General features: G+C 66.3%; 19 protein-coding genes. 12 read left to right on the top strand and 7 right to left on the bottom strand.

Annotation, left to right across the window (positions count from 1 at the left end; translation table 11 throughout):
* Positions 1 to 61: 61 nt before the first annotated feature.
* Both LWW89_RS09855 and LWW89_RS09850 read left to right on the top strand, forming a co-directional pair.
* The gene (locus LWW89_RS09855) at positions 62 to 2545 is read left to right on the top strand and encodes a mechanosensitive ion channel domain-containing protein (RefSeq protein WP_293263808.1); all 2484 of its coding nucleotides are present in this window, start codon (positions 62 to 64) and stop codon (positions 2543 to 2545) included.
* 389 nt (positions 2546 to 2934) lie between these two features.
* A complete protein-coding gene (locus LWW89_RS09850; RefSeq protein WP_293263807.1) occupies positions 2935 to 4260 on the top strand; it encodes a PAS domain-containing methyl-accepting chemotaxis protein in 1326 nt (441 codons plus the stop codon).
* A gap of 166 nt (positions 4261 to 4426) precedes the next feature.
* Here LWW89_RS09850 and LWW89_RS09845 read toward each other — a convergent pair whose 3' ends face one another.
* The gene (locus LWW89_RS09845; protein WP_293263806.1) at positions 4427 to 5629 is read right to left on the bottom strand and encodes a hypothetical protein; all 1203 of its coding nucleotides are present in this window, start codon (positions 5627 to 5629) and stop codon (positions 4427 to 4429) included.
* A complete protein-coding gene (locus LWW89_RS09840) occupies positions 5604 to 6179 on the bottom strand; it encodes a DUF4337 domain-containing protein (protein ID WP_293263805.1) in 576 nt (191 codons plus the stop codon). The genes LWW89_RS09845 and LWW89_RS09840 overlap by 26 nt, the downstream gene beginning before the upstream one ends.
* A gap of 175 nt (positions 6180 to 6354) precedes the next feature.
* On the opposite strand from LWW89_RS09840, the gene LWW89_RS09835 reads away from it, so the two are divergent.
* Together LWW89_RS09835 and LWW89_RS09830 are read left to right on the top strand one after the other, a co-directional pair.
* Positions 6355 to 6885 carry a hypothetical protein gene (locus tag LWW89_RS09835; RefSeq protein ID WP_293263804.1) on the top strand — a complete coding sequence of 177 codons (531 nt, stop codon included), beginning with the start codon at positions 6355 to 6357 and terminating at the stop codon, positions 6883 to 6885.
* 15 nt (positions 6886 to 6900) lie between these two features.
* Positions 6901 to 8130, top strand: a complete 1230-nt coding sequence (locus LWW89_RS09830; protein WP_293263803.1) for a hypothetical protein — start codon at positions 6901 to 6903, stop codon at positions 8128 to 8130.
* A gap of 170 nt (positions 8131 to 8300) precedes the next feature.
* Here the strand turns inward: LWW89_RS09830 and LWW89_RS09825 are convergent, their stop codons facing one another.
* On the bottom strand, positions 8301 to 9470 hold the full coding sequence (locus tag LWW89_RS09825) for a mandelate racemase/muconate lactonizing enzyme family protein (protein ID WP_293263802.1): 1170 nt from the start codon (positions 9468 to 9470) through the stop codon (positions 8301 to 8303).
* A 258-nt stretch (positions 9471 to 9728) separates the two neighbouring features.
* Between LWW89_RS09825 and LWW89_RS09820 the strand changes: the two genes are divergently transcribed.
* The 7 genes from LWW89_RS09820 to LWW89_RS09790 all read left to right on the top strand — a co-directional run bounded on the left by LWW89_RS09820 (position 9729) and on the right by LWW89_RS09790 (position 15463).
* Positions 9729 to 10655 (top strand): LysR family transcriptional regulator, encoded by a 927-nt coding sequence (locus LWW89_RS09820; RefSeq protein WP_293263801.1) that lies wholly within the window; start codon positions 9729 to 9731, stop codon positions 10653 to 10655.
* Between the two features lie 149 nt (positions 10656 to 10804).
* Complete coding sequence (locus LWW89_RS09815; RefSeq protein WP_293263800.1) at positions 10805 to 11830, top strand: helix-turn-helix transcriptional regulator; 1026 nt, start codon at positions 10805 to 10807, stop codon at positions 11828 to 11830.
* A gap of 131 nt (positions 11831 to 11961) precedes the next feature.
* The gene (locus LWW89_RS09810; RefSeq protein WP_293263799.1) at positions 11962 to 12303 is read left to right on the top strand and encodes a hypothetical protein; all 342 of its coding nucleotides are present in this window, start codon (positions 11962 to 11964) and stop codon (positions 12301 to 12303) included.
* Complete coding sequence (locus LWW89_RS09805) at positions 12300 to 13166, top strand: complex I NDUFA9 subunit family protein (protein ID WP_293263798.1); 867 nt, start codon at positions 12300 to 12302, stop codon at positions 13164 to 13166. Before LWW89_RS09810 ends, LWW89_RS09805 begins: the two co-directional genes overlap by 4 nt.
* Positions 13163 to 13642: a DUF2269 domain-containing protein gene (locus LWW89_RS09800; protein ID WP_293263797.1), complete on the top strand. Its 480-nt coding sequence runs from the start codon at positions 13163 to 13165 to the stop codon at positions 13640 to 13642. Before LWW89_RS09805 ends, LWW89_RS09800 begins: the two co-directional genes overlap by 4 nt.
* Before the next feature lie 8 nt (positions 13643 to 13650).
* Positions 13651 to 14217 (top strand): DUF4166 domain-containing protein, encoded by a 567-nt coding sequence (locus LWW89_RS09795; protein WP_293263796.1) that lies wholly within the window; start codon positions 13651 to 13653, stop codon positions 14215 to 14217.
* A gap of 484 nt (positions 14218 to 14701) precedes the next feature.
* Positions 14702 to 15463, top strand: a complete 762-nt coding sequence (locus LWW89_RS09790; protein WP_293263795.1) for a hypothetical protein — start codon at positions 14702 to 14704, stop codon at positions 15461 to 15463.
* 162 nt (positions 15464 to 15625) lie between these two features.
* Here the strand turns inward: LWW89_RS09790 and rlmF are convergent, their stop codons facing one another.
* The 3 genes from rlmF to LWW89_RS09775 all read right to left on the bottom strand — a co-directional run bounded on the left by rlmF (position 15626) and on the right by LWW89_RS09775 (position 19812).
* The gene (rlmF, locus tag LWW89_RS09785; RefSeq protein ID WP_293263794.1) at positions 15626 to 16912 is read right to left on the bottom strand and encodes a 23S rRNA (adenine(1618)-N(6))-methyltransferase RlmF; all 1287 of its coding nucleotides are present in this window, start codon (positions 16910 to 16912) and stop codon (positions 15626 to 15628) included.
* A 672-nt stretch (positions 16913 to 17584) separates the two neighbouring features.
* Entirely contained in the window at positions 17585 to 18652 is a 1068-nt protein-coding gene (locus LWW89_RS09780) for an FUSC family protein (RefSeq protein WP_293263793.1), read from the bottom strand.
* Positions 18653 to 19419: 767 nt separating this feature from the next.
* Positions 19420 to 19812 carry a hypothetical protein gene (locus LWW89_RS09775; RefSeq protein ID WP_293263792.1) on the bottom strand — a complete coding sequence of 131 codons (393 nt, stop codon included), beginning with the start codon at positions 19810 to 19812 and terminating at the stop codon, positions 19420 to 19422.
* Positions 19813 to 20045: 233 nt separating this feature from the next.
* Between LWW89_RS09775 and LWW89_RS09770 the strand changes: the two genes are divergently transcribed.
* Entirely contained in the window at positions 20046 to 20216 is a 171-nt protein-coding gene (locus LWW89_RS09770; protein WP_293263791.1) for a hypothetical protein, read from the top strand.
* A 271-nt stretch (positions 20217 to 20487) separates the two neighbouring features.
* Here the strand turns inward: LWW89_RS09770 and LWW89_RS09765 are convergent, their stop codons facing one another.
* Positions 20488 to 21930: a DegQ family serine endoprotease gene (locus tag LWW89_RS09765; protein WP_293263790.1), complete on the bottom strand. Its 1443-nt coding sequence runs from the start codon at positions 21928 to 21930 to the stop codon at positions 20488 to 20490.
* Between the last annotated feature and the right edge of the window lie 236 nt (positions 21931 to 22166).

The following is a 22166-nucleotide window of genomic DNA, read 5'->3' as shown; positions in this document are numbered from 1 at the left end:
ACTCCGTCGCTCCGGCCTACCGCTTTGGCCCACCGCTTTGGCCCACCATTCCGAGGTGCCCATGCCGACCCCGCCCCGCCGCCTGGCCCCCCGCCCAGCCCCCGTTAACGGCCGCCCGCGCCTTGCCCTTGCCCTCGGATTGATCCTGGCCGGCGCCGCCTTCCTCGCCCCGCCCCGGGATGCCGCCGCCCAGGGTGCCCTGGTGGTCCCCCTGCTCAAGGGCAAGGCCCCGGCCGCCGCCAAGGCGGAAACCAAAACGGAGGCGCCGCCGGACGACGACGAACTGGCGGCGGTGGAAAAGTCCCTCGCCCAGGCCCACCAGGCCCTGACCCAGTCCCCGGCGGGGACCCTCCAGCAGGCCAACGCCGAGGAACGCCTGGAACGCCAGTATCTGATCGCCCAACTGGCCCGCAGCCTGGAGCGGCAGCGCGACACCTTGCAGAAGCTGCGCCGGGTGCAGCAGCAGACCGCCGACCAGGAAACCCAGTCCAAGAACTGGAAGGGCTTCGACACGCCGCCCCCCTATTCGGCCCTGCTCGCCGACCAGCTGCGCGACAGCCGCGACAACGCCCAGGCCCAGGCCCGGGCCGCCGAGGTGCGCCAGACCTTGCTGCGCGACGAACAGACCGCCGCCGCCGAAAAGTACAAGGCCGCCCAGGTGCAGCTGCGCCAGCTCGACGAAAAGCAGGCCGCCACGGTCAAGGGTGCGCCCCCGGACCCGGCCCGCCAGCTCCAGCACGCCCTGGCCGAACTGCGCAGCAAGCTGGCCGCCCAGAGCGCCGCCGAGGCGGACGCGGCGATGCGCCTGGCCAGCGCCGAAGTCAGCCAGTACCGGTCCCAGGCCGCCTTCACCGCCAAGCAGCTGGACGCCATGCGCGGCAAGGTGGTCTTTTCCCAGGCCGATCTGGACACGGTGCTGGCCGAACTGGACAAGGAGCACGCCGTCCAGGAGGCGGAACTGGCCCGCCAGCGCCAGCGCAACGCCAACGCCCAGCGCGCCCTGGACGACGCCGAAAAGGCCCTGCTGCGTGCCCGGGAACGCCCGGCGCCCCCCGGCGGTGCCGCCGCCCAGGCCCATAACGCCACGCTGGCGACCCTGGCCCAGACCGCCTCCCTGCGCCGCATCCAGCTCGACAACGCCCACCTGGCCTACGACACCCTGCAAAGCATGATCAGCATCCGCAGCCAGGAGCGCCAGGCCTGGCAGTACCGCTGGATGCTGATGAACGGCCGGGACGCGGCCAAGCTGCGGGAGACCTCCCAGAGCTTCACCCAAGTGCTGGAGCGCATCGATTCCTGGATCCGCTACCTGAACGGCGAGATCGACCTGGCCATCGGCCAGGCCAACGACTACCAGCGCCGCCTGCGCGCCACCGCCGTGCCCGGGGAAGAGGCCAGCCTGCGCGAATTCCAACGCGCCTACCAGGCCCGGGCCGACATCTACCGGGAAGCCCTCCAGGTGGTCAGCAACCTGCAACGCACCCTGCGCCAGTGGCAGCAGGAGTTCGACGCCAGCCGGGGCGAGCTGTCCCTGGCCGACCGCACCCGGGGCTGGGCCACCACCCTGGGCAACTACGCCCGTCTGCTGTGGAACTTCGAGCTGTTCACCGCCGAGGACACCCTGGAGGTGGACGGCCGCCAGATCAAGGCCACCCGCAGCGTCACCGTCGGCAAGAGCATCGGCGCGGTGCTGCTGCTGGTGCTCGGCTACGTGGTCAGCGCCTGGCTGGTGCGGCGCCTGCGCCGGCTGGCGGTGGAACGCTTCGGCGTGCAGCCCGCCCTGGCCAAGATTCTCAGCCGCTGGGGCCACTTCATCCTGCTCGCCGTGCTGTTCGTCATTTCGCTCGACCTGGTGAAGATTCCCCTCACCGTGTTCGCCTTCCTCGGCGGCGCGTTGGCCATCGGCTTCGGCTTCGGCGCCCAGAACCTGCTCAAGAACCTGATGAGCGGCATCATGCTGCTGATCGAGCGTCCCCTGCGGGTCGGCGACCTGGTGGAAGTGGGCAACGTGGTCGGCACCGTCACCAACATCAGCATCCGCTCATCCATCGTGCGCAACGGCGACGGCATCGAGATCCTCATCCCCAATTCCAGCTTCCTGGAAAGCAACGTCATCAACTGGACCTACAGCAACGCCCGGGTGCGCCGTTCCATCAAGGTGGGCGTCGATTACGGCGCCTCGGCCCGGCAGGTGTCCGAGGTGCTGCTCGGCGTGGCCGCCCGCCACGGCCAGGTGCTCAAGGAACCGGCGCCCCGGGTGCTGCTCGAAGACTTCGGCGCCGACGCCCTGATGTTCAACCTGGAATACTGGATCGACTACGCTCAAGGCGCCGACGGCCGCCAGATCGGCAGCGACCTGCGCTTCATGATCGAGCGGGCCTTCGCAGACGCCGGCATCGGCATCCCCTTCCCCCAGCGGGTGGTGCATATCCAGGCGGCCCCAACCGTCCAGGAGAATGGCGCCGACACGGCCACCGCGCCGATGGCCGGCACCGCACCTTCCTCCCCGGCCACGCCGGAGAAGCCCACGCCCCCACGCGCCTGACCTCGCCCGGCGCTCCCCGATGTTTCACGGCAGCGCCGGGCGCGGCCAATGCAGAAAAGCGCCGTCGCCCCAAGCCGGCCAAGGCGGATTCCCGTTGCCCTGCCGGCAGGGTTGCGCCTGCCGGCGTCATGTTCGCTGCCGCCCCGCCAGGCGGGACGCGGTTGCGCACGGTTACCTGACCGCTACAAATCCCTACCGGCAACCCACCTATTCGTCCTAGACAAAATTATTTTTTCGGTAGAATTTCGGTAAAAATTTAGCTTTGTCGAAGACAAATACGCAACAACCGCAATGCAGCAGTAAAATAGGCCTCGCCCGCGCATCGAGCAGCCCCTTCGGATGCCCGGCGCGCAATTTTCGGCCCCGCATCCAGACGAAAGACAGCCCCCATGTTCGGTTTCACTTCCGCCCTCAAGCAGCAGCTCGCCTCCAGCGAAGCCGCACGGCTCCCCCTGCAGAGCCTGGTCGATGCGCTGCACCGCACCGTGGCGATGATCGAATTTTCCCCCGACGGCACCATCCTGGAGGCCAATGACAACTTCTGCCTGGTAATGGGCTACCGGCGGGACGAAATCGTCGGCCAGCACCACCGCATCTTCTGCACGGCGGAGCTGGCCGGGTCGGCCGAATACGGCCGTTTCTGGGAGCAGCTGCGTCGCGGCGAGGCCTTCAGCGGCAAATTCGAGCGCCAGCGCAAGGACGGCAGCGCGGTCTGGCTCGAAGCCACCTACTTCCCCGTGCGGAATGCCGGCGGCGCGATCAGCCGCATCGTCAAGATCGCCAACGACATCACCGCGCGCATCGTCGAGGCGACCCACACCCGCAATCTGGTGAGCGCCCTGGACCGCTCCATGGCGGTGATCGAGTTCGACGTGGACGGCATCATCCAGGGGGCCAACGACAATTTCCTCGCCACCCTGGGCTATCGCCTGGAGGAAATCCGGGGCCGGCACCACCGCATGTTCTGTACGCCGGAATTTGTCGATAGCCCGGCCTACCAGGACATGTGGCACCAGCTTGCCCGGGGCGAGTTCTTTGCCGGGGAATGCGAGCGGGTGCACAAAAACGGCCAGAGCATCTGGCTCGAAGCCACCTACAACCCGATCCAGGACGATTCGGGCAAGATCTACCGGGTGATCAAGGTCGCCACCGACATTACCGAGCGGGTGCTACGCCATCAGGCCGGGCAGCGGGGCGTGCGCACGGCCTACGAGGTGTCCCGGGAAACCGAACAGCTCTCGGCCGACGGCGAGCGCATCATTCTCCAGGCCATCGACAAGATGCGCGGCCTGGCCAATCAGGTGGGGGAATCGTCGCGCCAGGTGGAAAGCCTGGGGGCGCAAACCAGCCAGATCACCTCGATCGTCAACACCATCAAGGAAATCGCCGACCAGACCAACCTGCTCGCCCTCAACGCCGCCATCGAGGCGGCCCGGGCCGGCGAGGCCGGCCGCGGCTTCGCCGTGGTGGCCGACGAGGTGCGCAAGCTGGCTGAACGGACCGCCCGATCCACGACCGAAATTTCGACCATGATCAGCACCATCCAGCAGGAAAGCCACGCTGTGATCGACGGCATGGCCGCCAGCCTGAGCGAGGTGGAGGCCGGCGTGGCGCACGCCAACGAGGCGGGCACCGCCATCAACCAGATCCGCCAGGGCGCCCGCAACGTGGTCGAAGTGGTGGAAAAGCTCTCCGAGACCGTGCGCCGCACCTGATCCGGCGCAATCCTCCGGCCCCATGCCCGTTATTCGGGAGGGGGCCGAAAAGCGCAATCCGGCCCCCGACGGGGCCGGCGCCACGCCGATCCCTTGCCCCGGCCCGGCGCGCCCGAACGGTGCCAGGGCAAGACGGCGGCCCGCTTGCCGGGCCGCGTCCAAGGAGTCAGGGCCGTGGCGGCGGCGCCTCGGCCGGGCAGGTGGCCGGATCGCTGGCATAGGCGGCCAGGCCCTGACGGCCCAGCCGCTCCAGGTAGCAGCCGTAGCGCTCCCCCCAGGCGTAGGCTCGGTCGTCGGCCAACAGGCCGGGCAGGTTGGTCAGGTCCAGTTCGGCCACCTTCAGCGTGGTGCCGCCGGTGGCGCGCAGCAGACCTTCCACCAGCAGCATGTCCGACAGCAGGTAGGCGGCGTAGCGGGGCTGGCTGCCGACCCGATTGGCGGTTTCGGCCAAGGTCAGGCCGGCGAGCCGGTCGATGGCGGTGCTCAGGCTGGCGAGCGACAGCGTGCCGAGTGTGGAACCTGCTGCCGCCTCATCCTTTTTCCCTGCGGCCCCTTGCAGCCGCTCCAGCGCAGGCAGCACGCCCCGGGTGACGGGACGGCTGATGGCCGTCAGGGTCACCGAACCGCCCAGGGCCTGGGCGGCGGGGCGCAGTTTCTCGCCCAGCCAGTTGCGCACGGCGGCAAGCTGTTCCGGGGCCAGGGGTTGCAGGACGCAGGGAGCATCGGAGGTGCGGCGGATCACCTGGCAGAGCTGGCGGTGCCAGACCTTCTGGCCCAGGTTGTCGCCGAAGGAGGTGTGGGCTCCGGCGATTTGCAGGCTGCCGCCGCCGATGTCGAGCACGTGGCTGGTGGTCAGCGCCTCGCCCAGCGCCTGCCGGGCGGCGAAGTAGCCGTAGGCCCCCTCGACGGTCTGGGGAATGACCAGGAGCGGCACGCCGCTCTTGGCGCGGATCGTCGCCAGGGTGGCCGCCAGGGCGGCCGGGTCCCGGGACAGGGCCAGGCGCCAGGCGGAAAAGCCGCCGGCGACGCGCCGGCAGCCGGGGTCGAAGCCGGCCTGAGCGGGCAGGCCGGAGGTGGCGGAAAGGGCCGCCACGGTGGCCGGCACGGTGTCGTCCAGGCTGCGGCCGGCCATCAGCGGGGCCAGGTAGTCGATGTCCGCCCGGGGCACGGCGGCGCTGCCCGTGGCGCCGGCGCGAATGCCCGAGGAGCCCACGTCGAAGGCCACCCGGCAGCCGTCTGCCGGCGGGGCGTCGGCCCAGGCCGGGGCCGCCAGCAGCCCCAGGCAGAACGCCGCCCCCAGGACCAGGCGGCGCGGCACGGCAGGCATCATCGGGCCGGCCCGGTCAGAGGTGCAGGTAGGCCAGGACACCGGCCACGACGCCCAGGCCGGCAGCGCTGAACACGCTCCCCAGCATCCAGCGCTTGCGGGTCAGCAGGGTGATGGCCGCCAGGGCGATGGCGATCTGCAACAGGGTGGTGGCCAGGGCCCAGCGCTCGTGAACGTGCATTTCCAGCTCGCTCTGGTGGTCGGCCTCCTTGGCGGCGGCTTCGAGCTTCTCGGCGTCGGCCTTGATCTCTTCCTTTTCCTTCTTGTAGCGCTCCACCGCCTGCTTGAACTTCTCCTGGGCCTCGCCGCTGGTCAGGGTCACCGACAGCTCGGCCAGGTTCTGCTTGTTGCTCTTGGCCTGGTAGTAGTTCCACTGGTTCGAGGCCGCCGTCTTCTGGATCGCCGCCTCGTTCTTGTACAGCAGCGCTGCGTTCTGGGAATGGCCGCCCATGTAGCCGAAGATGGCGCCGATGGTGGACAGAATCGCGGTCAGCACCGCCAGGCGGGCCGTGAAGCCGTCGCCGCCATGCTGGGCGGCGTGCTCGACTTCGTGGTCGTGGGGACCGTGGACGTGGAAACCGTGACCGGACATGCAAAAGCTCCTTGATGCAAAACAGGGTTGGGGTTGGAAAGGCTCGGATTTTAACGTCCGGAGGCCCCGCCCCGAGGGGGAATTCCGCGGAAATATTCCGAAACAATTGCTAACGCCGGGGAAGCGCGGAAATCACCTAGCATTCATTGCACCACCCATCACGAGGAGCACCGCCATGAACCGTCTCGTCCGCCCCCTGGCCACCACCTTGCTGACCGCCGCCCTGCTGTGCGGCGCCGATCTGGCCAGCGCCGCCGATACCCCTGCCACCCAAACGCCCCAGGCCGCTCCCCAGGGCACCGCTGCCCCGGCCGGCCAGCCCGGTGCCGATACCGCCAAGCCCCGCCATGGCGGCCACCACCATCATTTCGATTGCAGCAAGGCCAAGGACCCGGCCCAGTGCGAGGAAAAGCGCCAGGCCATGCGCGCCCGGATGGACGAGGCCAAGAAGAGCTGTGAGGGCAAGCAGGGCGCCGAACACCGCAGCTGCATGCGCGACGCCATGTGCGCCAAGTCGGCCGACCCGGCCAAGTGCACCGAACGGGCCCAGGCCCGCGCCCAGCGCCACCAGGCGGCCATGGCGGCGTGCAAGGACAAGCAGGGCGACGACAAGCGCGCCTGCCTGCGCGAACAGCGCCGCGCCAACGCCCCGGCTGCCCCCGCCGCCACGGCTCCCGCTGCCGCCCCGGCCCCGGCCACCAAGTAAGCCTCCGGCTGCGCCATGACCGTGACCCCGCGCCTTTCCCTACCGCAGCGCCTCGGCCTCACCGCCCTGACCCTGGCCATGGCGCTGCTGTCGGGCTGCGCCGGGCGCGGGCCGGCCAAACCGGACGAAACCCGGGTCAAGCAGTTCGCCGGCCGGGGCTACCAGCCCGACCAGCGTTACGAGGCCCGCACCACCGACCTCACCCTCAACGCCGGCCGGCCCCTCGATGCCACCCTGGCCCTGCCCCAGGGCCAGGGCACCTTTCCCCTGGTGGTGTACCTGCCCGCCATGGGCGAAGGCCGCCGGGCCGGCGCCGCCTGGAGCGATGCCTGGGCGCGCAGCGGCTACGCCGTGCTCACCCTCCAGCCCCTGGGCGAGGACGCCGGCGCCTGGTCTTCCCCCAGCGCCCGGGCCGGGGATTTTCTCAGCCTGGCCCACGCCCGCTACTCGGCCCAGGCCATGGGTGCCCGCCTTGACACCTTGGGCCTGGCCCTGGCCGACCTGGCGCGCCGCCAGGGCCGCCCAGGCCCGGATGACGCCCCCCTGGCGCGGATCGACCTGACCCGGGTGGCCGTCGCCGGCTACGACCTGGGGGCCTACACCGCCATGGCCGTCGCCGGCGAGGAGGTGCGCGGCGTCGCCACGCCCCCTGCCCTGCCCGCCCAGGTGGCGGCGGTGGTGGCCTTGAGCCCCTATGCCGATTTCTCCGGCGTGGCCCTCAGCCAGCGCTACACCCGTATCAAGGGCCCGGTGCTGTCGGTCACCGGCAACAACGACGGCGACGCCACCGGCCTGGTCAACACCGCCTCGCTGCGCCGCGCGCCCTATGAATACATGCCCGCCGGGGGCAAGTACCTGCTCACCCTGGCGGATCTGCCCCACAGCGGCTTCGCCGGCGGCACGGGACGCCAGGACGCCGGCGCCCAGGGCGAACGCCGGCCCAGCGAACCGGCGGCGGCCCCGGAGGTCGGCGACGACGGCCGCTCCCAAGGCGGCGGCTCCAGCAGCGGGCGTAGCCGCCGAAAGGGCGGCGGACAGGGCGATTCCGGCAGCCGTGCCGGCGGCCGCTCCGGTAGCCAAGGCGGCATGTCCGCCACCAACCAGGCGGTGGACGTGGCCGCCATCCAGGGCCTCACCACCGCCTTCCTCGACGCCTACGTGAAGGACGATTCCATCGCCCGGGAATGGCTGGAAAAGGACGCAGCCCGCTGGGTCAAGGACATCGCCGAACTGCGCCGCAAGTAAGCCCCGAAAAACCGAAGGCCCATGGCCGGAACCCTGAGCCCCGCATCCAGCGGGCGTTTCCGGCCATGGGCCTTTTTGCGCCTTTACTGGCGCGGCGTTCCACGGGGGCACCGTGAAAGTCCGCGCCAGTAGTGGCTTTCAGGCAGGCTGCCTGAGCGGGGTTGAAGCGGTCAGGCTTCGCCCAGCAGCTTCATCTCGGCGTACAGGTCGGCCTTGCCTTCGAAGCCGATGCCCGGCAGTTCCGGCAGGGTGACGTAGCCGCCCTCGACCTTGACCCCATCGGGGAAGCCGCCGAAGGGCTGGAACAGGTCCGGGTAGGATTCGTTGCCGCCCAGGCCCAGGCCCGCGGCAATCGCCAGGGACATCTGGTGGCCGCCGTGGGGAATGCAGCGGGACGGGCTCCAGCCGTAGTCCTGGAGCATTTGCAGGGTGCGCAGGTACTCCACCAGGCCGTAGGACAGGGCGCAGTCGAATTGCAGCCAGTCCCGGTCCGGACGCATGCCGCCGTAGCGGATCAGGTTGCGGGCGTCCTGCATCGAGAACAGGTTCTCGCCAGTGGCCATGGGGCCGGCGTAGTGGTTGGCCAGCTCGGCCTGGAGGGCGTAGTCCAGGGGATCGCCGGCCTCCTCGTACCAGAACAGGTCGTACTGGGAGAGGGCCTTGGCGTACTCGACGGCGGTCTTGAGGTCGAAGCGGCCGTTGGCGTCCACCGCCAGCTTGTGGCCGCTGGGCAGGATGGAGAGGATGGCCTCGATGCGCTTCAGGTCGTTGGCCAGGGTGTCGCCGCCGATCTTCTTCTTGACCACGGTGTAGCCCCGGTCCACGTAGCCCTGCATCTCGCGCTTGAGGGCTTCCAGGTCCTGGCCGGGCCAGTAGTAGCCGCCGGCAGCATAGACGAACACCTTGCGGTTGGGGGTGCCGCTGCCGTAGCGCTCGGCCAGCAGCTGGAACAGGGGCTTACCCTCGATCTTGGCCACCGCGTCCCAGATCGCCATGTCGATGGTACCCACCGCCACCGAACGCTCGCCGTGGCCGCCGGGCTTCTCGTTGGTCATCATGCAGGCCCACACCTTATGCGGGTCCAGATTGTTGCCGGTGTCGTCCTGCAAGGACTCGGGGGCCGCCTCCAGCAGGCGGGGGCGGAAGCGCTCGCGGATCAGGGCGCCCTGGCCGTAGCGGCCGTTGGAGTTGAAGCCGTAGCCCACCACCGGCTTGCCGTCGCGGATCACGTCGGTGACCACCGCCACCAGGGACAGGGTCATCTTGGAAAAATCGATGTAGGCGTTGCGGATGGAGGACTTGATCGGGAGGGTGGCTTCCCGGATATCGACGATGCGCATGGCGGTTCCTTCGCGGTTCTCTGGTGGGGTTGGGGTGGGTGGCGGGGGGCCGTGCCTGCGAGCCGTGTCGATTGCGGCATCGTTGGCACGCGGCCGGCCCTTCTCCGCCATGCCCGGTGGCCGTGCCGCGCAGTGCTGTGCGGCGGCGCTGCGGCGCGTTACGGTTTTCCCCGGGCATGCAACAGGACGAAGGATACAAAGTTCCTGCGGCTCTATAATCAACCGCGAAATCACACCATTCGTGAATTGAATTCCAAAATGAGCCCCACGGACACCGCCCCTGCCAGTTCCTCCCCTTCCGACCTGGCCTTCTTCATCCTGGTGGCCACGCAGGGCAACCTTTCCGCCGCCGCCCGGGAACTCAACGTCACCCCCTCGGCGGTGAGCAAGCGCCTCGCCCAGCTGGAAAACCGCCTCGGCGTGCGCCTGGTCAACCGCACCACCCGGCGCATCAGCCTGACCCATGAAGGCGAGTCCTACCTGGCCGGCGCCACCCGGCTGCTCGGCGAAATCCGCGAAATGGAAGAACAGCTCGCCGGCGCCCAGGCCGTGCCCCGGGGCCTGCTGCGCATCAACGCCACCCTGGGCTTCGGCCGCACCCACATCGCCCCTCTGGTGGCCGACTACGCGCGCCGCTACCCGGAAGTGGACGTCCAGCTCCAGCTCACCCACCGCCCCCTGGACCTGGTGGAAGAAGCCTTCGACTTAGGGATTCGTTTCGGCGAGCTGCCCGACACCCGCCTCACCGCCCGGCGCATCATGGCCAACCGCCGCCGCCTGCTCGCCGCCCCCGCCTACCTGGCCCGCCACGGCCGCCCGGAAACCCCGGCCGACCTGGCCAGGCACCAATGCATCATCCACCGCCAGAACGACGACGCCTACGGCGTGTGGCGCTTCACCAAGGGCAAGGAGATGGAGACGGTGAAGGTGCGCGGCGCCCTATCGAGCAACGACGGCGACGTGGTGCAAAACTGGGCCCTGCAAGGCCTGGGCCTGGTGGTCCGCTCCGAATGGGACGCCGCCCCCCTGATCGCCGCCGGCCGCCTGGAAGTGCTGCTGCCCGACTACGCCCTCCCCCCCGCCGACCTGCACGCGGTGTACCCGGAACGGCTGCACCTGTCGGCCAAGGTACGGGCATTCATTGATCTGCTGGTGGGGCATTTTGAGGGGCGGATGGGCGGCTAATTTGCTCTCACGGCGTCATACGGGCTATCCGGCACCTGGGTAGAGCCGGCGCCCAGGAAAGCCCCATTCGCAATTCCGTCCTGCTCCAGAAGAAAAATGCTGACAGAATTGCGGCCACTCCAAATCGATCGCATCGACGCATAGGTACCGTGACCGCCCTCGCCATTCTTCTCACCGGTTTTTCGCTTTTCAGCGCCATGACCATTGCGCTGACGCATTTCCGCAGTGAACAGTACCAAGACCAGGCAGTATCGCGATTCATGGGGTTGGTGTTGCTGACCGCCCTCGCCGGCCTGCAGCTCGCCCATTTTTCCTGGCTCTATCTGGATCGGGAGTGGGTGACCACCCTGCCTTACCGCATGACGCTGTTTGCCGTGGCGCCCGCCTTCTTCCTGTTCAGCTTGCCGCTGTTGCGCCCGCAAGCCATGTCGCCACGCCGCCACGCTCTGCTCGGGCATGCCGCGCCGGTACTGCTCGCCCCCCTTCTGCCGGCAGATTGGGCGTTGCCACTAGCATTTTGCATCGGAGCCGGCTATTTGCTGTGGCTGGGCCACCGCCTTTTTGCCTTGCGCCATGAACGGGCCAACTTCCCTCTGGAAATATCGCTCCTGGGCGGCGTCTTCGCCATCGCTATCGGGGTGTCGCTGCTTGGCCTCGTTCAAGCAGCGCTGCCGGACAAGCTGTTCTTCAGCCTGTACGCCACCGCCATCGGCCTGGCCTTCTTCCTGGTCCAGACGACCCTGGGGCTGCGCCCCCAACTGTCCGCCGAGGTCAGAGAAACCGTGCAAGTCGCCTACGCCACGTCCACGCTCAACAGCGTCGATTGCGACGCGGCCGTGGCCACGCTTGAGCGGCTGATGGCCGTCGAGCGGCTCTACATGAACCCGGAGTTAAGCCTGTCCAGCCTGGCCGAACAGCTTGGACTCAGCCCCCATCAGCTGTCGGAATTGTTGAACACCCGGCTGGGCAAAGGCTTTTCCCGCTACCTGCGCGAGCAGCGCATTGCGGCAGCCAAGGCCATGTTGTGTGCGGAACCCTCGGCCTCGGTCCTGTCCGTCGGCCTCAATGTTGGCTTCACCTCCCAGTCGAATTTCTATGAAGCGTTCCGCGAGATCGAGGGGATGCCCCCTGGCCAGTTCCGCAAACTCCAGGGCAAAGACCGCCCGGCCAGGTAAGCAAATTCGGGCGTTACGGACTCCGCAATGATCTTTCCGGAACCTCAAAATGTTCCTTTCCGATAGGAACGGAAGAATCCCCGACGGCAAATTCCCAAACTGAGGGCTCCATAACCCATCGGGAGCCCGTCATGAACGCCTACGTCCAATTGGTTGCGACCTCGTTCATCAGCGTCGCTGTCAGCGGCGCCGTCCTTCGTGTGTTGTCCGGCCCGCTCATGAACGTTCTGTGCCGGGTATGTCCAGACGAGCAGGCAGCCACTTTCTGGCTCAGTTACACGAAAGTGATGCTGGTAATCGCGCCGCTGCTCTTCGTCCTCTTGGTCGACATGTTCACGCGCGTCGGCACCCCACTGGACAGCCTGCGCTTCACACTGATGGCAACGTTGGGCGGATTGCTGATCGGCCTGCACGTGATCGGCAAACGCCTGGGCCAATTCGTGAAGGCGACGCAGCCGGGGAGTGGATCATGAACATCCTACTCACCGGTGCCAGCGGCTTCATTGGCCGAAACATTGCAGTTGCCCTCGCCACAGCCGGCCACCACGTCATTGCCGCATCGCGCCGCACCGGGGTCGATTTCAGCCGCCTGCTGACCCCGGAAGACTGGCAACCGCATCTTGTTGGGGTCGAGGCCGTCATCAACAGCGTGGGCATCATTGGCGAACGTGGCCGCCAGCGCTTTGCGACCCTGCATACCCGGGCGCCTTCGGCGTTGTTTCAGGCCTGTGCCCAAGCGGGAATCCGCCGGCTCATACAACTTTCGGCACTCGGTGCCGACGAGACGGCCTTTTCCGCCTACCACCTGAGCAAACGTGCCGCCGACGCCTGTCTGCGCAGCCTTGATCTCGACTGGTTTGTGCTGCGCCCGTCCCTGATTTATGGGCGGGGTGGCAAAAGCGCGGACCTGTTCATGCGCATGGCCAGGCTACCTGCAATACCGGTGATCGGCACTGGGCAGCAGAAGCTCCAGCCCGTGCACATTAGCGACGTGGTGGCGACGGTGATGAAGGCGCTGACATCGACCGAATCACGAAAAACCCTCGATATTCTCGGCCCCGAAACCATCGCCTTTGCCGACTGGTTGCAGACGATGCGCCGGGCCCAGAATCTGCCACGTGCCCGGCTCCTGCCCATCCCCTTTCCCCTGGCGATGGTGCTTGCCCACGTCGGCCGGCACATCAACCCCATGCTCACCCCCGACAACCTGCGCATGTTGCAGAGCGGCTACTGGGCTGATTTTCGCCCTCTCGCTGCATTTTTGGGACGCACGCCGTTGAGTGCCGCCCCCCACCTTTTCTTCTCGGATGCCATTACGGCAAGGAGCGCATCATGACTTACCTGTCGCTCAAGACGCTGCATATTCTTAGCATGGTGCTCCTCTTCGGCACCGGACTCGGCAGCGCCTTCTACAAGTGGATGGCCGACCGGAGCGGCAATGTACCCCACATCGCGATCACCAATCGCCATGTCGTGCTGGCCGACTGGATCTTCACCACGCCGACGGTGCTCTTCCAGCCCATCAGTGGCTTGTGGATGGTCCATTTGTTGGGGATTCCGCTGACCACGCCCTGGATAGCGACCAGCCTGTCCCTCTATTTTCTCGCCGGGGCCTGCTGGCTGCCGGTGGTCTGGCTACAGATTCGCATGCAGAAGATCGCCAACGACGCCGTAACGCAGGCAACCGAGCTGCCGGCGATCTATTGGCAACTGGCGCGCCAATGGTTCTGGCTGGGCGTTCCGGCCTTCATTTCGATGGTGGTGGTAGTCGGACTGATGGCCTTCAAACACATTCCGGGAGCCGGATCATGAAAAGCATAATGGAACAGGCCCTGGGCCCCGACTGGGCCCAATTACCCCCTGCCCTGCAACTGCATTACCGGTTCGGCACGACCATCGACACCGGCTACATGGACATCGTTTATCCACGGTTCATGCAGCCATTGCTGAACCTGCTCCGGCGGTTCGGCGCCCTAGTCCATCGCACCGGCGAGTGCGTACCGACGGTGGTCGAAAAGACGGTCGCCGGTGAGCGCCAGTATTGGCGGCGGCGCATCACCTACCCGGACGGCAAGGTGATCTGCTTCAACAGCTTCTGGGTTTGCGCGGGGCCGAGACAACTGATCGAATTTGTCAATCCGGTACTCGGCTTGCAGATGACGCCTTACGTCCAAGACCGACGCCTGTACTACAAGGGGGTTCGCTTCGTCGCCAAACTAGGGCCGTGGCTATTACCGATCCCGGAGTGGCTGGTACTAGGCCACACCACCATTGTCGAAGAAGCAATCGCAGAAAACCGCTTCGTGATGGATTTTCGCCTTACCCACCCGTTGTTTGGCGAGGTATTCCGCTATGCGGGCGAGTTTGAAGCGGCAGCAAGCGACTGACTGCCAGCCAACGTCTCTAGAACCCGGGCCTTCAACCTAGTTCGCAAGCATCATCCACACATAGTCAGAACAATGGCCCTAATGAGCAACGACGACGTAGTACAAAACAGGCCTCAGCAAGGCTTAGGTGGCCGTAATGGGGTGCCGCACCTGGCTGTCAACGCCTCTAGGAAGAGTCCTATTCACCCATACTTTCTCTTCGCCAATCGGAACGGTTCGTATCCAGAGATGACTATTCCTGTCAGCGGATGTGCTATCACCTATTGATTTCCTGGTCGCGCATATAGGGGAAAGCGCCCGCACATCGCATATGAGCGTTATTTTATCGCACGGTACAAATCATCAATAACTTCACAAATAAAAACAACAAAGGCATAATAACAATAAATTCACAATCTACCGTACAAATCTTAAAATAACTTCTTACCAACCCCATTCCCAAAACCACTTCGGATCTTCACCACAACCATCTGAAAGGAAAAAAATGCTCATAAAATCAGAAGCAAAAAGAAATCAAGAACAAACCAAAAACAAATCTCGTAATAGCGCCCACAAAGAACTATCTATTCAGTTCTTTGACGCTCGCATCGAAAGCATTAAACAAAAAAACCTACAAACGATTGCAAATAACAGCCTACATACTCAACGATTAAATAATTTTAAAGAAAAATCGAACACCAAAGAAAAAACGATTCAAGGGATGTTCACGCAAAGCGGCGCCTCCATTACAGACCTTGCAGCTCTAAATACTGAGATCACTAGTCCAGCATACTCAAACCAAACAAATACGAGACCAATCGCCCTACCAATTTTGGCCACACACTTCAACCGAGGCCAGACAGCGGCAGAGGTGGATACCGCCGTCAGAAACTCGGTCCACTCCCTACATGATTACATTGAAATATCAGATATTTGGGATGCCATCGATGCGGAATTGATTACAATAACCTCACCTCCCCCAGGCCACTCCCATATAGCAAACGGCCCCTTCAGCGCCTACGTAGATTCACAAATCTTGCTAACCCATCAACAACAAAATCTATTAATAAATGCAGTAAACGGCCTGGGAGACGCTGTTCACCAAAGTAAAAAAACACACGGCATTTCTAAAGACGCAGATGCATATATACACGACTACGGAGCAAATGCCATATTCTCATACCAACTCACTGGAAATCACAGAGGCACACCGAAGGTGAAGATTTTACAACAGGGAAAGGTCAATGATGGCCAGCACAATTTCTAACACCAAGACCATCAAAAAAATCAACAACCCATCCATACCTATATATTCGCAAAAAAATAGCAAGCTGCACTACCCGATTTATCTTTAATTTTCTCTCCAAAAAAAGCAGCGAACTGACGACTTCTACCCGACTCTGCTAGGGACTGATGTAGCAGGCAAACCCTAGCATTTCTGAAGATAAGCCCCCTCAAACCCCCACCCCACCAGCCGACTCTGCTTCTGCCCTTGGGCCATGGGGATCACCACGGTGCGGCGGGCGCCGGCCCTTGCCAGGGCGCGCTGGATGGCGGGGAGGTTGTCGGCTTTTGACACCAGGGTGGTGAACCAGCGGCATTGGCTGGCGAAGGCGGCGCTCTCGGCGATCATGCGGGTGATGAAGCCGAGTTCGCCGCCGGGGCACCACAGTTCGGCGGCGCGGCCACCGAAGTTGAGGGCGGGGGCGTGGCGGGTGGCGGCCGTGTTCTGGTGCTCCCGGGCCAGGCTGGCCGGGGCGCCGCGGCGGGCGTCGTTTCCGCGCCCGCGCCCGCGCTTATCGCCATATCCCCCGCCGTCCCTGCCCTGCCCCGGCCCCTTGCCGGGGGCGGCCTCCCGGCCCAGGTTGCGCCATTTGCGCTCGGTGCCGGCCTGGGCATCGTCGGGGGAGGCGTGGAAGGGCGGGTTGCACAGGGTCAGGTCGAAGCGTTCGCCGGGGCGGATGATGTTGCGGAAGATGGACTCCGGCGCGGGTTGGCGGCGCAGCTCAATAGCGGCCTTGAAGTCCGGGTTGGCGTCCAGGATGGCCTGGGCGTTGGCCAGGGCGCCCCGGTCCACGTCAGCACCGACGAAGCGCCAGCCGTATTCGGCGTGGCCAATCAGGGGATAGACGCAGTTGGCGCCGACGCCGATGTCGAGCACCCGTACCGCCGGGCCGGTGGGGATGGCGCCGCGTCCGGCCTGGTCCAGTTCAAGGGCGCCCTGCCCCGCGCCTAGGCTCGGGTTCGTACCACCTTCTTGCGTGCCCCGCCCTTCGCCCCACACACCATTCCCCTCGCTGCGCCCAGGGCCAGCCCGGCCGCCGCCATTTCCGCCGCTGCTCCCGCCCCCCTCCCCCGCCAGCAGGTCGGCCAGACAGTGGATGTAGTCGGCCCGGCCGGGGATGGGCGGGCACAGGTAGCCGGTGGGGATGTCCCAGTCGCGCACGCCGTACTGTACGAGCAGCAGCGCCCGGTTGAGGGCTTTCACCGCCGCCGGGTCGGCGAAGTCGATGGAGAGGTCGCCGTAGGGGTTGGGGCCGACAAAGGGCGCTAGTTCAGGGCTGGCGGCGATCAGGGCGGCGAAGTCGTAGCGGCCGGTGTGGCGGTTGCGCGGGTGCAGGGCGGCTGCCTTGGCGGGCGCGGCGGCATTGGTGGGCTTGGCCGATTTGGCGGCGTGGGCGGATCGGGGCGCGGCGGCGCGAGGGGTGGCGCGCATGGGGGATGGCTCGGGGTCGGAAGACAAAAGGGTGGAACAGGATAAACGAGCGGGCAAGGGGCGGGGTGCCAAGCGCCAGGTGCCAGGGCATGCGCCGGCATGGCCGGATGCCAGGCCACCGGCCAACGGTGGCAGCAAGTCTCCCGAGGCGGGGATCGGGGGAACCAGGGCGGAGCGCCCCCGGGTGTAGAAAACGGTGGCGGACATGCCGGCACCGTGCTTCCCGGGCATCGCCCGCGCCCCTTGCTCGGCCCACGAGGTTTTCCCCGCTTTTCGTGGGTAAGGCTGTGGATAAGCCGAAAAACCGCCTTCCGGGTCAATGACATGCCACGCTGCCTCAAAAACAAGCAGGGGCGCGGTTCTTCACGGCATTGCCTCTGAAATCGAGTATTGGCGCGGCGTTCCAGCATGGCATCGCCAAACCCCGCGCCAATATTGGGGTTTGGGGCGATGGCATTTTCATCCGACGGCACCGGGGGGCGCAGCCCGCACCGCAAGCCGGCCGTTCGGCGCCTTGCCGGCATGGTGCCGGCCGGGGCGATATCGCCGGGGCGCGGTGCCCGGGGCCGTGGCAATCAGCCCAATCAGCCTACGCAGCCCACAATCCACCCACCGCCCGGCTGGCCTACGCTCCGCCCCCCTCGCCCCTCTCATCCACTCCGCCCGCCGTCCTCACGGCAGCAGCCGGCGCGGCGTCAAACGGCGCAACTGGCGGCCCAGCACATCGCGGAAGCGCGGACTGTGCAGGCAGGCGCCGCCGACCAGGCCGACGACGCAGCCCAGCACGGTGTCGAGGAAGCGGGCCTGGATCATCGCCCCCGGCGGACCCTGGCCGAAGGTGGCGGCCTCGGCCAGCAGGATGGTCATGGGGGTGATGAAGATGGCGGCGAAGACGTAGTGGCGCACCACCGCGGTTTCGACCACGAAGGTGAGCAGCATCATCACCAGGGCGATGCTCCAGTTGCCCAAAGGCAGCGCCAGGATGCCCCAAGCCACCAGCAGGCCGATGGCGGTGCCGAGCAGGCGGTGCAACTGCTTGGTCCACACGGCGCGCAGGGACATGCCCTGGATCACCACCAGGCAGCTCACCGGCACCCAGTAGGCCCGCTCCAGGTGCAGGGCCTGGGCGAGGACCAGGGAAAGGCCGACGAACAGGCCGATCACCACCGAATCGAAGACGACGAAATCGAAGCTGGCCGGCGGCAGCGGCGCCACCGGCTGGGGCGCCTGGCGGCGCAGCACGTAGAGGCTGTAGAACAGGGCCACCAGGCAGGCCAGCAGCGCCCCCATGAAGATCAGCCCGACCCGCAGCGGCACCTGCTCCACGGTGGTGGGCGAATAGGCGCCGATGGCGGCGACCATGATGAAGAACAGGCTGCCCGGCATGCTCACCCGGTAGAAGCGGCAGACCATGGACACCAGGATGGTGATGAAGGTCAGGGCCACCATCATCAGGGCCGGCACGAAGTGGCTGATCAGCCCCAGGGTGTAGCTGGCGGCCAACCCGAAGGCGCAGGCCATCAGGGACACCATGCGGTGGTAGAGGGGCGTGTTGGGGGTGTAGAGGAACACCAGCCCGCCCAGGGACGAGATCAGGCCATAGTCCATGTGGCCGAACCAGGCCCCCACCAAGAGCGGCAGGCCCGAGGCCAGGGCGGCGGCAAAGGGCATCTGCCAGGGCCGGTCGCTGGGGTTGATGGTCACCAGCTGGCGCCATTCCTCCCGCAGCAGGGCGAGCAAGCCCCGTCCGGGGCGTCCGGCGCCCGCGGAGGATGCGTCGGATTCCCCTTGCGGCTCGCGTTGCGCTTGAGCTTGAAATTGCGCTTGCGGTTGCGGCGAATGTGGTGATTGCGGCCCCGTGCCCTGGCCCATGGCGACTCCCGGTGTGGCGATGACGGCCCGGCGCGCTGTAACGGCCGCGCCGGGGAAGGGAAAGTATACGCCCCGGGCCGGAGGCGCCGGCGGTCCCGGGGGATGGTGGAAAGCCCGTATGGCGGCGGAAACGGTGCCCGTTAATGGCGTAAGTGGAACCACCGGGCGTCGGAGAACAGCGCACGGCGCTCGGGACTGCCCAATCTCTCTTCACGTCCACCGCGACAGCCGGAGCCCTGCTCACGGGATGGGATATCCCGCCCTCCCCCGGCACGCCGGTCGGTCCATCGCTTATCCCCGTTTTCCGTGGGCAAGCCTGTGGATAAGCCTAAAAACCACCTGGCGGCTCAAGGATATGACGCACCGCCTGAAAAACAAGCAACGACGCGGCTCTTCACGCCCCCTGGCCGCAACGCAAGCACTGGCGCGGGGTTTTGCAGGGGGCAATGCGGCCGCCGTACCGGAACGGCGAAACAGCGCTTACGACCCCAGATTGAAGATAGCGAGTGCCGCAGAGCCAATCGCGACACCGCCCCCAGCCTCCCGAAAACCCGCGCCAGTAGCGGAGTTCCAGGCATCCACCGCGCAATGCCGAACAAGATGCGGCACCACGCCGGTGCCGGAGCCCGGCTCCCTCATGGAGTGCCGGCGCCCTCCTCTACGGCGTCGAGCAGGCGTTCGCACTCGGCCATCAGGGTCTGGGCCGTATCCGAGGTGTGGTTCGGGTCCAGGGCGTCCTGCATGGCGTGGACGGTGTACAGCCCCGCCTCCCGGGAGAGGGCGCCGGCCACCTGGCGGGCCAGCACGTCGCTCAGGGCAGACAGGTGGCGGCGCTCGGCCAGGGGCAGGCTGCGCTTGGTGCGGCCCAGCCACTCGGCGGCCAGGGTCGCCCCCTGGGCCTCGGTAAGCCACTGGCCGTGCTCGTAGTAAGCCGCCAATCGCTCGGCGGTGAGTGCGAACACGAGGGCGGCGCGCACGCCGCGGGAATTGGCATCGGGCAGGGGCGAAACGGAAGAGTCGATGGCCATGGGAAGAAGGTGGCTGGGGAAAAAAGGCGGACGGCAAACGCAGGCCGCCACCCTACCACCCCGGCCGGCATGGCGGGAAACGGCGGAAGGGGCGGGCCGGAAACCCAGTACTGGCGCGGGGCACGGCTCTCCATAGCCAAATACTGTACATCCATACAGTAGTTGGCTATGATTGACGCACTGACAGGCTGCAACCCTCCCGGTCTTACCCTTCTTTCCAGGAGTCACTTGCCATGAAATTCATCCAGAAGTGGTTCGAGCAGATCGCCGGCGTATCCCAGGAAGAGCGCCAGCGCTGGGCCCTGGCCCGGCAGATTTACTCCACCCAGCACATCGACGTGATGGCGCTGCAACGGCCCGCCTATTGGCGGCGCAAGGCCCGGGTGTCCGGCGTCCATCGCTGACAGGCAGACCCATACCTGCGGCCAGGTGCCCGGATGGCCTATCAATGCCGGCATCCACACGATGCCGGCAATTTTTCTGTCCAGGGCGCCCTGGCTTCCCCTGTCCGACATTCACGGATGCTCGGCCGGCCAAGCCATGGCAACGCACCGCACCGGGCCATGAAACAAGGACGGCGCCAATTGGCGCCGTCCTGTTCGACCTAGTGCGACCTATCCAGAGCCGGCCCGATGCCGGATCGGCCCCGTCGTTGGTCGGGTCCTCAGGCCAGTCTCAGCCCAACTCCACAGGCACGAAGATGCGGGCGTCGCCCCGCTCCACCAGCACGGCCACGCGCTTGCCCGCCTTGGCCAGCAGGGCGCGCAACTGCTCGGGGCTGGACACCCGTTCGCCATTGACCGAGAGGATGATGTCCCCGGGCTGGATGCCGGCCTTGGCCGCCGCGCCGGCGACGTTCTGCACCACCACGCCGCCGCTCACCTCGGCCTGGCGCTGCTCGTCCGGGGTCAGGGGGCGGACGGCGACGCCGAGGCGCCCCTTGGGGCCGTCCGGGTTGTCCTGGGCGGCCACCTTGGGCTCGCTGGCAGAGCCGACCTTCACCGCCACTTCCTGGGACGAACCGTGGCGCCACACTTGCAGCTTGGCCACTTCGCCAGGCCGCATGCCGGCCACGGTGGCCGCCAGGTCGCCGGAATTGACCAACTCCTTGCCGTTGATCGCCAGCACCACGTCGCCGGGCTCCAGACCGGCCTTGGCGGCGGGACTGCCCTTTTCCACTGAACTGACCAGGGCGCCGGCGGGCTTCTTGAGGCCGAAGGAATCGGCCAGGGACTGGTTCACCTCCTGGATGGTCACCCCCATGCGGCCGCGCTGGACCTGGCCGTTGGTGACGATCTGCTGCTCCACGTTCATTGCCACCTCGATGGGAATGGCGAAGGACAGGCCCTGGTAGCCGCCGCTGCGGGAGTAGATCTGGGAGTTGATGCCGATCACCTCACCGGCCATGTTGAACAGGGGGCCGCCGGAGTTGCCCGGGTTCACCGCCACGTCGGTCTGGATGAAGGGCACGTAGCTGCCGTCGGGCAGGTTGCGGGACTTGGCCGAAACGATGCCGGCGCTGGCGCTGTTCTCGAAGCCGAAGGGGGAGCCGATGGCCAGCACCCATTCGCCCACCCGGGCCGCGGCGGAACTGCCGATCTTCACCGTGGGCAAACCCTTGGCGTCGATCTTGAGCACGGCCACGTCGCTGGTCTTGTCGATGCCCCGCACTTTGGCCTTGAACTCGCGCTTGTCGGTGAGCTTCACCGTCACCTCGTCGGCGCCGTCCACCACGTGGGCGTTGGTCAGGATGGTGCCGTCGGAGGAAATGATGAAGCCCGAGCCGAGGCCCCGTACCGGGGTCGAGCCCTGGCCTTGCGGCCCGCGGAAGTGGCGGAAGAATTCGTAGAACGGATCGTCCGGATCGAGCTGTGGCAGACCGGCGTCGGCCACCTTGCGGGTGCCGGTGACGCTGATGTTGACCACCGCCGGGCCGTTGCGCTCGACGATGCTGCCCATGTCGGGCAGGGCCATGGGGTTGGCGGCAGCCGGGGCGGGGGCAGTCACCGCGGCGTCGGCGCGGCTGATGGCCGAAACGTGGCCGAAGGAATAGGCACCGCCCACCGCCGCCGCCAGGGATAGGGCGATCACCGACATCTTGAGCGCTTTTGCGGTCATTCTTAGTCTCCTAGAAATGCTTGGGCATGGGCTGCCGGGAGGCAGCGGGCCGTCCGCCCGGGGCGATGGGACCGCGGGCGCAACGGGATACCTTGCATAGTTGCCAAGAACGGCGCGTTTGCCAGTTGGATTTCTGCACCGGGTAGTTGCAGTTATGCAGCGATTTGTATCGTTTTGTTTTTCCTGCCCCGGCAGAGGACGAAGCGCAAACCCCTCCGCCCCACGCTGTTGGGTTG

This window comes from Oryzomicrobium sp., assembly GCF_021287045.1.
Classification (GTDB): domain Bacteria; phylum Pseudomonadota; class Gammaproteobacteria; order Burkholderiales; family Rhodocyclaceae; genus Oryzomicrobium.
This window is presented reverse-complemented; position numbering and strand designations above follow the sequence as displayed.

Coding starts and splice junctions, on each gene's coding strand:
- rlmF (WP_293263794.1), bottom strand. CDS start 16,912: ATGCGCGCCACCCCTCGCGCCGCCGCGCCCCGATCCGCCCACGCCGCC.
- LWW89_RS09850 (WP_293263807.1), top strand. CDS start 2,935: ATGTTCGGTTTCACTTCCGCCCTCAAGCAGCAGCTCGCCTCCAGCGAA.
- LWW89_RS09805 (WP_293263798.1), top strand. CDS start 12,300: ATGAACATCCTACTCACCGGTGCCAGCGGCTTCATTGGCCGAAACATT.
- LWW89_RS09840 (WP_293263805.1), bottom strand. CDS start 6,179: ATGTCCGGTCACGGTTTCCACGTCCACGGTCCCCACGACCACGAAGTC.
- LWW89_RS09830 (WP_293263803.1), top strand. CDS start 6,901: ATGACCGTGACCCCGCGCCTTTCCCTACCGCAGCGCCTCGGCCTCACC.
- LWW89_RS09790 (WP_293263795.1), top strand. CDS start 14,702: ATGCTCATAAAATCAGAAGCAAAAAGAAATCAAGAACAAACCAAAAAC.
- LWW89_RS09775 (WP_293263792.1), bottom strand. CDS start 19,812: ATGGCCATCGACTCTTCCGTTTCGCCCCTGCCCGATGCCAATTCCCGC.
- LWW89_RS09835 (WP_293263804.1), top strand. CDS start 6,355: ATGAACCGTCTCGTCCGCCCCCTGGCCACCACCTTGCTGACCGCCGCC.
- LWW89_RS09855 (WP_293263808.1), top strand. CDS start 62: ATGCCGACCCCGCCCCGCCGCCTGGCCCCCCGCCCAGCCCCCGTTAAC.
- LWW89_RS09765 (WP_293263790.1), bottom strand. CDS start 21,930: ATGACCGCAAAAGCGCTCAAGATGTCGGTGATCGCCCTATCCCTGGCG.
- LWW89_RS09800 (WP_293263797.1), top strand. CDS start 13,163: ATGACTTACCTGTCGCTCAAGACGCTGCATATTCTTAGCATGGTGCTC.
- LWW89_RS09820 (WP_293263801.1), top strand. CDS start 9,729: ATGAGCCCCACGGACACCGCCCCTGCCAGTTCCTCCCCTTCCGACCTG.
- LWW89_RS09795 (WP_293263796.1), top strand. CDS start 13,651: ATGGAACAGGCCCTGGGCCCCGACTGGGCCCAATTACCCCCTGCCCTG.
- LWW89_RS09810 (WP_293263799.1), top strand. CDS start 11,962: ATGAACGCCTACGTCCAATTGGTTGCGACCTCGTTCATCAGCGTCGCT.
- LWW89_RS09825 (WP_293263802.1), bottom strand. CDS start 9,470: ATGCGCATCGTCGATATCCGGGAAGCCACCCTCCCGATCAAGTCCTCC.
- LWW89_RS09770 (WP_293263791.1), top strand. CDS start 20,046: ATGAAATTCATCCAGAAGTGGTTCGAGCAGATCGCCGGCGTATCCCAG.